Genomic DNA, 15,377 nt, shown 5'->3' with positions numbered 1-15,377 from the left:
ATGAAATTAATACACCGTATAGGTTTTTATCTTGGAGGTTTTTCAATAGGCTTGGTTATTTTAGCCTTCTTTCTTAATGGCAAAGATGTGTCATGCGATTATGGCCCTGAAGCTCGTGTAATTAAAAACATAAACTCTAAACGTTTTGTTTACAGCGAAATCGTTCAACAAGATATCCTTAACAAAAAAATAGACTCAACAACTTTACACACCATATTAAAGAAAGGTGATGTGAATTTTTCTAATAGTGATACCAGACATGAACCTTGCGGTCTATATGCTATTGAAAAGGATATTGAGAATAAAAATGTGTCTATAACAGTTGAAAACTGTGATAGCATTGTTACAATTCAAAAAATAACTTGGGAATAAAAAAAGTCAGTTATTCTAAATTTGAATAGCTGACTTTCTTTTTTAATTAAACTGTTTAATTAGTTCAGAATAATTCGCTTTGTTTCAGTACGACCATTAAAGTTTATATTCATCAAATAAACGCCTCTTGGTAAACTAGAAACATTGAGTGTTTTTATTTGTTCTGCTGCATTATTGGTTATATTTCCTATTCCTCCTGATAATACTTGTCTACCCACTAAATCATAAATACTAAATGTAGTTTGAGTTAAAACAACACCAGATAGTTTAATATTTATCATATCACTTGCCGGGTTTGGATAAACAAATAGTCTTACTACTTGAGCTTCATTTTCTTCAACTGATAAACAGTCTGTTACAAGAACATTTACAGCATCCATTTCTTGAGAAAATCCGTTAGAAACCATAACTTGATACTCGGTTGTAACACTTGGGCTAACCACGATACTTTGTGTTGTTTCTCCTGTGCTCCACTCATAATATAGGCCTCCAGTAGCCACAAGCGTAGCAGAAGATTCACCTGTTTCTACTTCAGAACATATTTCGACATCTTCACCGGCATTTGCATTAACTAATGGAACGACAGTTACTGTAACAGTTTCAGTATCATAACAACCATTTAAATAAACAGTTGCGCTATATATCGTTGTTTGAGAAGGACTCACAGTGATAGATTGATTTGTACTTCCTGTATTCCAAGAATAATCATTCCCTCCAGATACAGAAAGCGTAACACTTTGTCCTTCTTCAATAGTTACATCATTACTAACAGTTGCAACGGGTAATGGATTTACAGTCACCAAAACATCATCTGTATCAGATGATTCTCCAATATAAGCTGTAACCGAATAAGTTGATGTGCTACTAGGATAAACATCAATACTTTGTGTTGTTTCTCCTGTACTCCATAAATAAGTCTCTCCACCTGAAGCTGTAAGAGTTACCATATCACCTTGACAAATAGCAACATCATCACCGGCATTTGCATTAACAACAACAGATTCTTCAACAAAAACAGTAACTTCATCAGAACTTGAGCAATCATTTTGATAAACAATAACTGAATATGATGTTGTACTTTCTGGACTAACCTCAATACTTTGAGTTGTTGCTCCAGTACTCCATTCATAAGCATTTCCTCCAGAAGCAGTCAACGTTGTTGATTCTCCTGAAGATATAGTTACATTGTCTCCTGCATTTGCATTTGGTAATGGATTTACAGTAACCGTTACATCATCTGAATCTGAAGTTTCTCCATTAGAAACTGTCACTGTATAAGTTGTAGTACCGTTAGGGTTTACAGAAATACTCTGCGAAGTTTCTCCTGTACTCCACACATAAGAATCTCCTCCAGATGCTGATAAAACAACAGACTCACCTTGACATATAACTGTATCTTCTCCAGCGTTAGCTACAACTGGAATTACATTTTGATCAACTGTAATAGTTACAGCATCTGAACTAGAACAACCATTTCTAGTAACTAACACAGAATACGATGTAGTCTCACTAGGAGAAACTTCTATACTTTGCGTTGTTTCTCCTGTACTCCATTCATACGTATCACCACCAGAAGCTGTAAGTTGAACGCTCTCACCTGCATTTATTGTTATATCATCTCCAGCGTTAGCATTTGGCAATGGATTTACAGTAACTGTTACATCATCTGTTACTTGAATTCCTGAAGAACTAGTTAATGTAACTGTAAATGTTGTAGTCTCATTTGGAGACACATTAATGCTTTGAGAACTGCCTCCATTACTCCAAGAATACATGTTTCCTCCTGCTCCTGTAGCTGTTAATGTAATACTTTCACCCTGACAAATAACAACATCATCGCCGGCATTTACACTTAAACCAACAGCATTTTGAGGATATTCTAAAACAAAAGCTGGCGGCGCATCTTGATTAGAGACAGAATCGTTAAACCAGTTACTCGCAAACAATATTTTTGTTCCGTTTCTATTAGGTACATTTTGAGTTTCATGTAAATATGTAGATGGTTCAGAATTGTGTTTTCCATAACGTTCTATTGTTCCAGAACCATCTAGCTTAATAGCAAACATTTCGGCTGGCGCTACTGGATTATTAGGACAACATTGCTCACTTATATAAGCCCAACCTGGTCTATCTAAATTTCTTGTTGATATGTGTCCTCCCCAAATTCCTCTACCATTGATGTAAGGAAAAAGTAATGTAGAACCACCTCCATCTAATCGCGCCATATATAAGCTATGATCTTCATCCCATTCAGGTTCATTTCCATACTCAACAATAACCTCATTACCAAACGCGTCTACACCCAAATCACCATGTTGTGTTGTGGCGTAAACATCAATTTCATTTTCAAGATTAATATTGTAAGATTTAATACCCTGTTTATCTCCAAGTCCGTTAGCATGCCATTGCGCAACTGCAAAACCACCTAATTGTGATACCGAAAACCAATCTAAATCACCAGCATTATCAATATCTTTCGTTCCTGTGATAACATCATTTTGTATATCATAAACTATTAACGTGATGTCTGATCCACCACGTTTTCCAATTAATCCTACGTATCTATCATATTTATCTTGGTTACCTTCACCATAACCAAAATCAACACTATTATATTCATTAAAAGTACGCAGTGTTGTACGCTGATTTGTATTTACATTATGACTTACAAAACTTCTACCTGAAGTTCCATAAATAATATTAGGCTGTGTGTTACTCCAACGACCATAACTAGGTATATCACTCCAATAAAGGAATTCATAAGTTTCTCCATCTAAAATTGCTGAAGGATAACCTGCTAACTTTATAAGGGTACCATCACTATTCCAAGTTTGGTCTTTACTGTAATTGTGACGTAATCGCTGACCAGAAACGCCAAATTCGTTTCTATCACTTATTCGCGTTACTGTACTACCTGAAAGAGATTCAGTAAATGGCTCAAGGTATTCTGGAAAATCACCACTTGGCGGATTGTAGTCTCGATAATCAACATCAGAAATTTGCTCTTGTGGCGGATAGTTTTGTCCGTTTACATTAATATAAAATACAATAGTTATAAAAAATACAATTTTCATTAAATTTCTTTTTTCAAGAAATTTACCATTACATATATCGTTCATATTTGGGTTAAATTGCTATTAATCAATGCTAAACTATTGAATCAAACATTTATTTTATTATTCTGAATAATACTTTTCGATGAAATGCATTGTTTTTGCAAAAAATTACCTACAAAAAATGTAATTTGTAGTATTTTTTACACTTTTAATCGATAAAATCTTTGTAAGAGAACTTGTAATTGAAAAATGGAAAGCTATCTATATACGTTGCAAATTTACGTTTTGGATTTTATGTATCACAAAAAAATAATCAACACGTTATCAACAACTTAAAAACACTGTAAACTATTTAAGTAAATACCTACAAATTTTATAAATGCACTTCATAATGGTATTTAGTAACTTAATCTAATTAATTATAGTTGTCATGGGAAAATATATACTTTTAGACTAAATATAAATTGCTTTTGTTTAAGACAACTGTTTAACCATCATCACATTAAGATAATTTCTAAAATTTGGAAAGAAAAAAAGTTGCATTCATTATTTCAAGCTTAACCTCTGGAGGAGCTGAACGTGTTGTATCAACCCTAGCAAACAGCCTTTCAGAGCAATTTGATATTACTATAATTACGCTATATAAGTGCAAGCCCTTTTACCCTTTAAACAACTCTGTAAACGTTGTTTCTTGTAAAAATTCTTATAGCGGTAATGCTAGCGTTTTTCTGTCTGTTAAAAATCTTTTTGGTTTTATATACACAATTTTCAAACTCCTAAAAAGACATAAAATTGATATTGCCATTGGGTTTATGTCTACTACAAATATCTACACTATAATTAGCTCAAATCTTTTAAATATTCCATGCATTGTTAGCGAACGTATTCATCCTGAATATAGTAGTCTTAATAATTTTTGGCGTAAAGTAAGACGGTTTATTTATCCGCTCTCAAATAATCTAGTGGTTCAAACTCATGATATAAAAGTATATTTTGAAAGTTTTCTTAAACCTAAAAAAATTACAATTATTAGAAATCCGTTAGCGCCAGAGCTTTTAAAAAACAGAGATTCTTCTGTTGAAAAAGAAAAAATCATTTTAAATGTTGGCCGATTAACAAATCAAAAAAATCAAGAAGCTCTTATTAAAGCTTTTCATAAAATACAGCCAAAAGAGTGGAAACTTCAGCTAATAGGATCTGGTAAAAATAAAGAAAAATATAAAGCATTAATTACCGAACTAAATTTACAGAACAGCGTTACGTTGCTAGGAAACATAAATAACGTTTTCGACCATTACAATAAAGCTAGTATTTTTGCTTTTCCTTCTAGATATGAAGGGTTTCCCAATGCACTTACTGAAGCTATGGCTTTTGGTTTACCTTGCATTTCTGCAGATTGTCCTTCAGGACCATCAGAATTAATTGAAAATAATATAAATGGTTTTTTAATTCCTGTTGATGATGATAATGCGTTAGAAAATACATTAAGGTTACTTATAGAAAACCCTGAAAAACGCGTGACTATTGGTGATGAAGCTAAAAAAAGCACTTCGAGTTTTGAAGTAGATTACATAACTAATCAATGGAAAAAACTAATAACTTCTTTATTATCTAAATAAATATGTCACTAAAAGCACTATTACCAACATACAGCAATAAGGAAGAAACAGATTACGACTATGTTTTCACCATCTTCACTCCTGTTTATAATCGTGCAGAAACTCTACATCGTGTTTTTGACTCATTAAAAGCTCAAACCTTTAAAAACTTTGAGCTTGTTTTGATTAATGATGGCTCTAAAGACAATTCACACCAAGTAGCGTCTGACCTTATTAAAACAGCTGACTTTCCAGTAAATTATATAAACAACACAAAAAACCGTCATAAAATGGCCTGTTTTATTCAAGCCATACAAGAAGCAAGAGGTCAGTTTATACTTCCTTTTGATTCTGACGACGCATGTACACCTGATGCTTTGGAAACATTTTACAATGCATACAAAAGCATTCCTGAAAACAAAAAAGAAAAAATTAGTGGCGTTACTTGTTTATGTAAGGATCAAAATGGAAATCTGGTTGGCAAACCGTTTAAAACACAACCATATTACAGCAATACATTTATAAAACAATTAGAACATCTTGAAGCTACCGAAAAATGGGGATTTACAAAAACAAGTGTTTTAAAACGTATTTGTGTTAATGATGATATATTCTCAAAAGGATACATTCCAGAAGGGATTATCTGGGAACTAATTGCTAAACAAGGTTTTGAAACAAAATATATTAATGATGTTTTACGCATATACTATTTAGATAGTGAAAATGCTATTTCTATTCAAAACCATGAAAAAGACGCCTACGGAATGGCTATTTACTCGTTAAGTATTATGAATTGGTTTTATAAAGACTACATAAGTAAATACCCGAAATTATTTTTAAAACGCGTATTTACCTTATTGAGAGCTGCTCATTTTTTAGATTTTAATTTTAGCGACTATTGGAAAGCTATAGATTCTAAACGACTTAAAACGCTTTTTTTATTAGGATGGCCGTTTAAAAGTTTACTTAAAAACACATAACAACATTTGAAAATTACTGCATACATAAAAAACTTATTCAATAGAATAAAAAACAACTCAACAGCAACAAACATTATAATCGTTGGTGTTGTATCTGTTATCGTTAAGGTTTTTGGTTTTTACAAAGAAGTTGTTATTGCTGGGGAATTTGGCTTATCTGAAATTTTAGACACCTTTTTTATAGCACTTTTAATTCCTGGATTTGTTAATCAAGTATTTTTAAGTGCTTTTAAATCTGTTTTTATTCCTAATTATATTGCTGAAAAAAAGGCCAATAGTAGTAATATTGCTGCTTTTCAATCAACAAGTTTTACAATAACCTTAATCACATCGGTGGTATTTATGCTTATTGCTTACTTGTTTACTGATGTTTTTTTAGAGCTTTTTTATTCTGGGCATACTGATAACTATTATCGCTTAATCAAACTTCAGTTTTATTATTTGTTGCCATGTATCCTACTTTGGGGGTTAACATCTTTAGTAAGTGGCCTACTCAATGTATATGATGAGTTTGCTTATTCTTCTATTTATCCAATAATTACATCGGTTGTAATGATTATCTGCATTGTTTTTTACAAAGATGTTTTTGGGGAAGCTGTACTGGCAATAGGCATGCTAATAGGAAGCACAATACAGTTAGTGTTTCTTGCTTTGGTAGCATTAAAAAAGCATATTTTAAAATTCGCAAAACCGGATTTTAAAAGCACGAATGCTATAACTATGTTTAGGCAAGTACCAGCTAAAGTGTCTTCTGGTTTTTTAACAGGTTTAATCCCTGTAACCGATCAGTATTTTGCAGCACAACTTCTTGTTGGCTCTATTGCGGCACTTAATTACGGTATGAAAATCCCAGCTTTTTTCACAACAATTCTCATACTTGCTTTAGGCAATGTGCTATTACCTTACTTTTCAAAAATGACTCTTGATGAACCTAAAAAGGCATTCAAAACTTTATACTGGGTAATAAAATGGACTTTTTTAGGCATTCTAGGAATTGTATTAATAGCCAGCTTCTTCTCTACCGAAATTGTAACAATGTTATTTGAAAGAGATAACTTTACATCTGAAGACACAAGTATTGTTTCTAAAATTCAGGTGATTTATTTAATAGGTGTTCCTTTTGCTATTTGCGGAAATTTATTTGTGAAGTTTTTAACCAGCATTAACAAAAACGCTTTTATGGCTTACGTATCTTTTGGAGCTATGTTGCTAAATATCATATTAGATTTTGCTTTTATGAATTGGCTAGGACTAATTGGTATTGCACTTTGCACAACTATTATTCAAGTAATTAAGATATTTGTTTTTTATGGATACACTAATAAGCAAAAACATTTACTAACAAGCTAACAATGAAAATAATGAAATACATATTGTTAGCTATTGCTCTTCTAAATGTACCCACATTTAGTTTGGAGTATGTTAGTCCCTCATTGGGAGCACTAACAAGCATGTTTTTATTAGCTGGATCATTATTATATTTTTTCATTTCAAAAAAATCAAAACCAGCGTTTCCGTTTATCATATTAGGACTTTGCTTTTTCACCTTTGCTGGCCTGAACTACTCGGGAATCACTGATGAATTTTTTAAAGATGTAATTAGGTTTTTTATTTTTATTATTTGTTTTAATCAAGTTTCTAAAGACACAACTGACAAAGAATTATTAATATTTCTGCTTATAGGCGCTTTAAGCATCACCGTAAATGCTTTGTTCTTTTCTAACGTATTTGGTAGATATAGTGGTTTTTATATAAACCCGAATAAAGCTGGATTTATATGCTTGTTTGGCTTTGCCATATCCTATATTATTAATTCATACAAATTGAGATTAGTGATTCAATTTGCATTCATTATTTGCGGAATTTTCACGTTATCAAGATCATTTATATTAATGCTAGTACTAATTAATCTAGCATCACTTTTTGCTGACAAAAGAAACATACAAACATTTGTGGTTGGAAGTGCTGCTATGATAGTGATTTTAACAGCATCTACACTTCAGCTTAATAAAGAACGCTTTTCTGCATTAAACAGCATTTTTAGTAGTAATGAAGAAGTAGATACACAAACCATCACTGAAGGCTCCAGAGACGAAACTTGGGCTATGTATTCAAACGTTATATTCAATAATGCCATTATTGGAGCTGGCTATAAGGCCATGCGAGGTGATTCTGGATTAGCAGGTGTTGAATATGGTGTTCACAACACTTTTTTAATGGTTTTAGGTGAAGCAGGTATATTAGCATTTCTATTAATTGTGATAATATATTTAGCCCTATTTGTAAGAAGCTTGAAATTATTTTCAACAAATCAAGAGTTTACCTATTTATCTATGGCACTCATAGGATATCTTATGGTAGCTCATAATTATTTTGATAAATATGATGTCCTTTTTGTGTCGTTATGGTTATATAATAAAGTTCGTGACCAACATAAAGAAGATGTTTCTCAAATATTAGCGTATTAAGTATGTGCGGAATTTACGGAACAACCATAAAATATAACGAAAATCAAGTAAAACAAAAGCTTGAACGCACCAGTTTTCGAGGACCAGACAAATTAGGTTTTGAGTATTTTGGTAATGACAAAAACGTGATTTTTGGTCACAACCGACTTGCCATAATAGATTTAGATGCAAGGTCTAATCAGCCATTTACATATCAAGAAAAAATTCATATTGTTTTTAATGGTGAAATTTATAATTTCCAAAGTATCAAAAAAGAATTAGTTAAAAATGGCTATCAATTTAAAACAACGAGCGATACCGAAGTAATTTGTGCAGCATATCTAGAATATGGAAATAGCTTTGTAAGCAAACTTAACGGTATGTTTTCGTTTGTTATATATGACGAGCATAAGCAAAAACTTTTTGGAGCCAGAGATCGAATGGGCCAAAAACCATTTTACTACTATTTTAATGGTCATGATTTTGAGTTTGCTAGTCAAATATCGTCTATTCAGTTATTTAACAAACACCTAACCATTTCTAGCAAATCTATTAGTTATTATTTAGCATGGGGATTTATTCCTGATCCGTTTTCAATTTTTAATGAAGTAAATAAACTAAAAGCAGGACATACTATAGAGTTTGATTTACAAACCAAAACCTTAAAACAAGAGCCGTATTGGGATATTAATAAAGAGCCTAGCAAATTTACCGGAAACTATAATGATGCTAAAGAGACTTTAAACAACTTGATAAAAGACGCTGTGTCCCTTCGATTATTTGCCGATGTTCCTGTAGGTGTATTTTTATCTGGCGGTATAGATTCTTCAGTAATTTCGGCACTTGCAACACAAACGACAACAAGCAAAGTAAAGACTTTCTCTGTTAAGTTTAATGAAAAAGGATTTGACGAAAGTACATACGCGCAACAAGTAGCCAACCATTTAAATACAGATCATCATGTTATTCAGTGTAACTATAGTGAAGGTTTAGATTTAATTGAAAACTTCAACACATATTACGATGAACCGTTTGCTGATGCTTCTGCCATACCATCTATGCTTTTAGCAAAGTACACAAGAGAAAAAGTTACCGTAGCACTTTCTGGAGATGGTGGCGACGAAAGCTTTATTGGGTATCATCGCTATAAATGGATGAAACAAGTTTCATCAATTTACAAGCTACCTAATACTATTAGAAAATTATCTTCCAATATTGCTGGAGCCATGCCTCATTACCGATTAAAAATGATTGCCAACGGACTCAAACATGCATCATTAGAAGACTTATATGTTGCAACCGCTACAGATGTTGATTTTTCTTGGCTAAACACTCAAGATAATTTTTTAAATATTTCAGAAAAGGAATATCTAAAACATCATAGTAAAAACTTATTAGAACGCATTTCAGATTTTGATTTAAAAACATATTTAAACTGGGATATAAACACCAAAGTAGATCGCGCAACAATGGCCTATTCACTTGAAGCACGTGCTCCTTTAATGGATTACCGCATTGTAGAGTTTGCTAGATCATTACCTACAGATTTTAAGTATCAAGGAACTAATCAAAAGCGTATACTAAAAGATGTTCTTTACAAACACGTGCCTAAACATATTTTTGATAGACCAAAAGCTGGGTTTACAATGCCTTTTTCAGAATGGTTTAAAAATGATTTAAAAGATTATGTTTTAAGTGAACTTAATGATGATGAGCTTAAAAAAATTCCAAATATTAATCACAAGGAAGTTTCTATTCGCATAAAACAGCACATGAATGGCAGCTGGAACAGATACCCGCTAATTTGGAAACTATTGGTTTTAAAACAATGGTTAAACGCCAATAAAAGCTATAACATCGTTTAATTATGGAGAAAAAAATAAATATAACTTTTGTGCTTCCATCACTTATTCCTGGTGGTGCAGAACGTATTTTGTCTTTTGTTGCGCTTCATCTAGATAGGTCAAAATTTAATGCTACGCTGCTAGTTGTTGGCTACGAAAAAGACACTGTTTACGACACAAAAGATCTTCATGTTATTTATTTAAATAAACCACGTGTTTTAAAATCATTCTTTAGTCTATTTCACTATTTCAGGAAAAACAAACCTGATATTGTTGTAAGCTCTATTGTGCATCTCAACACACTTATAGCGTTTATGTCTCCCTTTTTCAGACGCACTAAATTTGTTTCTAGAGAAGCCAATGTGTTGTCTGTGCTAGCAAAGCATAATCCGTATACTAAATCTATTTTCCCTAAATGGATGGTAACAACCGGCTATAAACTTGTTGATAAAATCATTTGTCAATCTAAAGACATGCAAAACGATATGACAACAAATTATGGTGTTAAAAAAGAAAAAACAACCCTTATAAATAATCCTATTACCAATACATTTCAAACAAAACCAATTGCAAGAGATTTTACAAAACCTATACATTTTATAACCATTGGTAGGTTGAGTAAAGAAAAAGGACATGACAGGATTCTTGAAGCTTTATCTCAAGTTGATTTCCCATTTAAATACACCATTATAGGAAATGGCGTAGAGAAAGAAACTATTTTTAACAATATTGAAAATAAAGGACTAACAAGCAAAGTAAACTATGTGCCATTCACAAAGCACGTAGAAACCTACCTAGCAGAAAGTGATTTGTTTTTACAAGGTTCTTATGTTGAAGGATTCCCTAATGTACTTATTGAGAGTTGCGTTGTAGGAACACCTATTCTGGCTTTTAATGCGCCTGGAGGTCTAGATGAAATCATTGAAAACGGAAAAAATGGTTACATTGCGAATACCCTAGATGCTTACATTGAAAAGCTAAATGCTTTAAATACAGATTTTACATTTACACCAGAAACTGTAAGTGACATAGTAAAATTTAGATTCAATAAGTCTAAAATAATAACAGAATATGAACTTTTGTTCAAAAGTTTAATACATAAAAAGCCATGAAAGAAAAAAGAAAAATAGCCCTTTTTGTTTCTGCTATTGGCTTTGGCGGTGCAGAAAAAGTTGTTAGTTTATTACTTGATGAGCTTACAAAATACTTTGATGTAACTCTTATTTTGCTGTATAATGAGATTAAACTTCCTATAAATAAAAATGCTAAAATTATTATCCTTTCTAAAGATGGAGAAACTTTCAAAACCTCTCGTTTCTTAAGACTTTTAGATAATTTTAAATTTCTATTTAAATATCCTAGAGTGCTTAAAAAAGAAGGTATAGAAGTGTCCGTTTCGTTTTTAGTGCGCCAAAATATTATGAACGGCATTGCCAAAATGATAAACCCAAGTATAAAAACAATTATTAGTGAGCGATGCTTCCCTTCTATCATGTACAATCATGGTGCCACTTCTATTCTTACAAAACTTTTAATACCATATTTTTACAATAAGAATGATAAGCTTTTTTCAAATTCAATTTATATCAATAATGACTTAATTACCAATTACAACGTTAAAATAGATACATCAGTAATTTATAATCCCATTTTAACCGAAAGCAAAAAACCTAACCTTAAACCGTATACAGATTTAGATGATATTTTTAAAGTTGTAACAGTAGGAAGACTTATTGAAGTAAAAAACCAAAAAAGTATTATAGAAAGTATCAGTCTATTATCAAGCAACTTTTATTTAGATATTTACGGAGATGGTCCGCTTGATGAGATTCTAAAAAACCAATCAAAAACATTAAATGTTGAAAAACGCATTACGTTTCACGGTAATGTTACAGGTATAAAAACACATATTATCAATAATCATTGCTTTATTTTAAGCTCACTAACAGAAGGTTTTCCAAACGTGTTACTTGAAGCTATGTCTGTTGGCTTACCAGTGATAAGCACAAATTGTATGTCTGGACCTTTAGAGTTACTAAATGATAACGAAAAAGTAAAAATTCTTTCTGGTTCGTTTGTAAAAGCTAAATACGGACTATTAGTAAATGTTGATGATGCTGTTGGACTATCTCAAGCAATAAAATATCTTCAGAAAAATGCCGATGTTAGAAATATGTACAGCCAATTAAGCTTTGAGCGCGCTAAAACTTATGATGTATCTAATATTGGAATACATGTTAAAAATTTAATTGATAGTTTATAATATGTGTGGAATAAACGGATTGATATCAAAAAGCAACACCAATAATCTCACTGATACATTGTCAAAAATGAATCAGATGATTTATCATCGCGGTCCAGACGAAGACGGTTTTTATACAGATATTTCCGAAACTCATAGTATTGGAATGGCTATGAGACGCCTTTCTATTATTGATTTAAGCACGGGAAAGCAACCTATTTCAAATCAAAATAATACAATTACTATTGTTTTCAACGGAGAAATTTATAATTACCAAAAACTACGAAAAAAACTAGAAGCTGAAGGCATCACTTTTAAAACCCAAAGTGACACAGAAGTAATCTTAAAACTTTACGAGACAAAAGGCGAAAATAGTTTCAAGCTGCTTGACGGTATGTTTGCGTTTAGCATTCATGATAAAAACAAAAATAAAGTATTTATTGCACGTGATTTTTTTGGAGAGAAACCACTTTATTTCACCCAAACAAATTCTGAATTTTATTGGGCTTCAGAGTTAAAGTCAATTATAAAATGCCTTCCTAACAAACCTCATATTTCAAAAAACGGTTTAAACTTGTTTTTTAAACTCACTTACATTCCAGCGCCTTTTACTATTTATGATTCTGTTTTTAAGCTTGAAGCTAATCATTACATAGATTTTGATTTAGCAACTCACACTTACAGCACTCACAAAATAAACAACACATTAAGTAAAGAAAAAAGCTCTTTACCATTTAACGAAGCTAAATCTACACTTAATAGTCTGGTTATGGAAAGCATAGAAAGTCGCTCTGTTAGTGATGTACCTTTAGGCACATTCCTTTCAGGAGGCGTAGATTCTTCTATAGTGAGTTTAGGACTTTCTAAAATTGTTTCAAATAAAATAGACACCTTTTCTATTGGATTTGAAAAAGCCTCGTTTAACGAAACTGATAAATCAAAATTAGTTGCAAAATTAATAAACAGCAATCATCATGAGTTTATTTTATCTGAAAACGATATTAAATCTCATATTGATGAAATTCTTTTAAATTTTGACGAACCATTTGCAGACTCTTCTGCATTACCAACGTATTTAGTTTCTAAAAAAACCCGAGACTTTGTAAAAGTAGCGTTAACTGGAGATGGCGGCGATGAGGTTTTTGGTGGTTACAACAAGTACTACATGGGAAAACTAAACACAAAGTACACGCGTATTATTCCGGAGTTTATACATAAAAACACCAAAGACATTCTAACATCGCTACTAGCTACAAAAGATGATAATAGAGGAAAACGTTTTAAGCTGAAAAAACTTATAAACGCAGTAAATTATCAAGGTGACAACTATTGGAATATTATCTCTTTAGGCTTTGAAAATAAAACCAACAACCTGTTAAAGCCTGAATACACCAACACAAACACCTTCAGTTACTATAAAACATTTGTTGAAAAACCCAATTCACTAACTGACTATCGAGAGATTGACAGACACATGAGTCTTGAAGGCGATATGCTTGTAAAGGTAGACAGAACAAGCATGCTTAACTCTTTAGAGTGCAGAGCACCTTTTTTAAACAAAACACTTTGGGAGTTTTCTAACAGCTTACCTGAAAGCTATTTACTTAAAGGCTGGGACAAAAAACATATTTTAAAAGAAGCTTTTAAACACGAGTTTCCTGAAGGCTTTTTAGATAAGTCAAAAAAAGGATTTGTTGTTCCTGTTGGCGATTGGCTACGAGCTGGACTAAAAAAGGAACTAGAAAGCTATATAGAAACAAAGTTTCTAGAAAAGCAAGATATTTTTAATATAGACTTCATAAAAACATTAGTCAACAACCACTTGTCTGGAAAAGAAGATAATAGCTATAAAGTCTGGACGTATTACACCTTTCAAAAATGGTACTGCAACATTTATACAGATTAAACTTTTGCTACATGAAGCTTAAGCTTCTTTCCTAGTTTTTTATCGTATTTTTTCGGATTGAATTTACAATGTCCAGACGATGGATGAAATGTTAATTCTCCGAAATATATTTTACCATCAAAGCAATAAAAATCTACTCTTACAAAACAAAAGGGTTTAGACAGCTTCTCTCCTAGCTTAATCATATCTTTATATCGCTCTGGCTTTTGTATAGGCTTACCGTTAGGGCGCTTTATAATAAACTTTAATGGTTTCCATTTTTTTGAATACAAGTTTCTTCCGCGCTCACCATCAAACCTTCCCATATCTACTTGAGTAAATTTTAGTTTTCCATTGAAAAAATACATTTTATAATCCATAGGAATATTGCCATCACTATCCTGTAATAGTTTCTCTACAATAACTCGTGTTTCAATATTCTTATATTGCCATTCTTTGAACCTGTAGTAGTAATTTACTGTTCTGTTTTTATCAAGTGTATTTTGAACCTGAACCCAATTAACCGCATTTTTATCTTTTACAATAATACCACCAGAACTATCATGATTGGTTTTTATTATAAATGGATAATCTGGTAAATTTTCAGGGATAATGTCTCTTACATTTTGAGTTTCAAATGCCAATGGAACCAAATACTCTTCTCCAATACGCTCTTTTACATAAGCTCTAACAGCATATTTATCAGCACATTGTGTATGCAATGGAGTTCTATCATTTAGTTTTAACCATTGAATTTTTTCATTAAACGTTTTTGGGTCTTCAAAATTAGGTTCATAACCAAGGTTTTTAACGAATTCTCGTTTCATTTTCACCTTATCAGGTATTAATCCAAATCTTAAGTATTCATACCATTTAGCAAATGGTTGTATCATTTTATGTCCCAAAACCGTATCAAAATAAAGTTTTGAAAGTAGGCTTGTCATTGTGTAAAA

At 31.8% G+C, this 15,377-nt stretch carries 11 protein-coding genes; 9 read left to right on the top strand and 2 right to left on the bottom strand.

Annotated features, from left to right (window positions below):
• Positions 1-372 carry a hypothetical protein gene (locus ABD690_RS10715; protein WP_344730398.1) on the top strand — a complete coding sequence of 124 codons (372 nt, stop codon included), beginning with the start codon at positions 1-3 and terminating at the stop codon, positions 370-372.
• Positions 373-431: 59 nt separating this feature from the next.
• Here ABD690_RS10715 and ABD690_RS10710 read toward each other — a convergent pair whose 3' ends face one another.
• Entirely contained in the window at positions 432-3,446 is a 3,015-nt protein-coding gene (locus ABD690_RS10710) for a T9SS type A sorting domain-containing protein (protein WP_344730396.1), read from the bottom strand.
• Between the two features lie 503 nt (positions 3,447-3,949).
• Here ABD690_RS10710 and ABD690_RS10705 point away from each other — a divergent pair.
• From ABD690_RS10705 to asnB (ABD690_RS10670), 8 genes are read left to right on the top strand one after another with little or no spacing between them, the layout of a single operon-like run.
• The gene (locus ABD690_RS10705) at positions 3,950-5,047 is read left to right on the top strand and encodes a glycosyltransferase family 4 protein (protein ID WP_344730394.1); all 1,098 of its coding nucleotides are present in this window, start codon (positions 3,950-3,952) and stop codon (positions 5,045-5,047) included.
• Positions 5,048-5,049: 2 nt separating this feature from the next.
• A complete protein-coding gene (locus ABD690_RS10700; RefSeq protein WP_344730392.1) occupies positions 5,050-6,006 on the top strand; it encodes a glycosyltransferase family 2 protein in 957 nt (318 codons plus the stop codon).
• A gap of 6 nt (positions 6,007-6,012) precedes the next feature.
• On the top strand, positions 6,013-7,356 hold the full coding sequence (murJ, locus tag ABD690_RS10695; RefSeq protein WP_344730390.1) for a murein biosynthesis integral membrane protein MurJ: 1,344 nt from the start codon (positions 6,013-6,015) through the stop codon (positions 7,354-7,356).
• Between the two features lie 11 nt (positions 7,357-7,367).
• Positions 7,368-8,474, top strand: coding sequence for an O-antigen ligase family protein (locus tag ABD690_RS10690; RefSeq protein WP_344730388.1), 1,107 nt, complete (start codon positions 7,368-7,370; stop codon positions 8,472-8,474).
• A 2-nt stretch (positions 8,475-8,476) separates the two neighbouring features.
• Positions 8,477-10,318: an asparagine synthase (glutamine-hydrolyzing) gene (gene asnB, locus ABD690_RS10685; protein ID WP_344730386.1), complete on the top strand. Its 1,842-nt coding sequence runs from the start codon at positions 8,477-8,479 to the stop codon at positions 10,316-10,318.
• A gap of 2 nt (positions 10,319-10,320) precedes the next feature.
• Complete coding sequence (locus tag ABD690_RS10680; protein WP_344730383.1) at positions 10,321-11,409, top strand: glycosyltransferase; 1,089 nt, start codon at positions 10,321-10,323, stop codon at positions 11,407-11,409.
• Complete coding sequence (locus ABD690_RS10675) at positions 11,406-12,560, top strand: glycosyltransferase (RefSeq protein WP_344730381.1); 1,155 nt, start codon at positions 11,406-11,408, stop codon at positions 12,558-12,560. The genes ABD690_RS10680 and ABD690_RS10675 overlap by 4 nt, the downstream gene beginning before the upstream one ends.
• 1 nt (position 12,561) lies before the next feature.
• A complete protein-coding gene (gene asnB, locus ABD690_RS10670) occupies positions 12,562-14,445 on the top strand; it encodes an asparagine synthase (glutamine-hydrolyzing) (RefSeq protein WP_344730379.1) in 1,884 nt (627 codons plus the stop codon).
• On the opposite strand, the gene ABD690_RS10665 is transcribed toward asnB (ABD690_RS10670), so the two are convergent.
• Positions 14,442-15,368 carry an ATP-grasp fold amidoligase family protein gene (locus ABD690_RS10665; protein WP_344730377.1) on the bottom strand — a complete coding sequence of 309 codons (927 nt, stop codon included), beginning with the start codon at positions 15,366-15,368 and terminating at the stop codon, positions 14,442-14,444. The two genes, asnB (ABD690_RS10670) and ABD690_RS10665, sit on opposite strands and share 4 nt — an antisense overlap.
• Positions 15,369-15,377 lie beyond the last annotated feature (9 nt).

Origin of the sequence: Corallibacter vietnamensis (assembly GCF_039537875.1) — a bacterium.
Lineage (GTDB): Bacteria > Bacteroidota > Bacteroidia > Flavobacteriales > Flavobacteriaceae > Corallibacter > Corallibacter vietnamensis.
Note: the sequence above shows the minus strand (reverse complement) of the source record. Positions and strands in the feature narration are given on the sequence as shown.

Excerpts from the sequence above, each read along its gene's own strand:
- ABD690_RS10715 (WP_344730398.1), top strand. The coding sequence starts at position 1 with ATGAAATTAATACACCGTATAGGTTTTTATCTTGGAGGTTTTTCAATA.
- ABD690_RS10710 (WP_344730396.1), bottom strand. The coding sequence starts at position 3,446 with ATGAAAATTGTATTTTTTATAACTATTGTATTTTATATTAATGTAAAC.
- ABD690_RS10700 (WP_344730392.1), top strand. The coding sequence starts at position 5,050 with ATGTCACTAAAAGCACTATTACCAACATACAGCAATAAGGAAGAAACA.
- ABD690_RS10690 (WP_344730388.1), top strand. The coding sequence starts at position 7,368 with ATGAAATACATATTGTTAGCTATTGCTCTTCTAAATGTACCCACATTT.
- asnB (WP_344730386.1), top strand. The coding sequence starts at position 8,477 with ATGTGCGGAATTTACGGAACAACCATAAAATATAACGAAAATCAAGTA.
- ABD690_RS10680 (WP_344730383.1), top strand. The coding sequence starts at position 10,321 with ATGGAGAAAAAAATAAATATAACTTTTGTGCTTCCATCACTTATTCCT.
- ABD690_RS10675 (WP_344730381.1), top strand. The coding sequence starts at position 11,406 with ATGAAAGAAAAAAGAAAAATAGCCCTTTTTGTTTCTGCTATTGGCTTT.
- asnB (WP_344730379.1), top strand. The coding sequence starts at position 12,562 with ATGTGTGGAATAAACGGATTGATATCAAAAAGCAACACCAATAATCTC.
- ABD690_RS10665 (WP_344730377.1), bottom strand. The coding sequence starts at position 15,368 with ATGACAAGCCTACTTTCAAAACTTTATTTTGATACGGTTTTGGGACAT.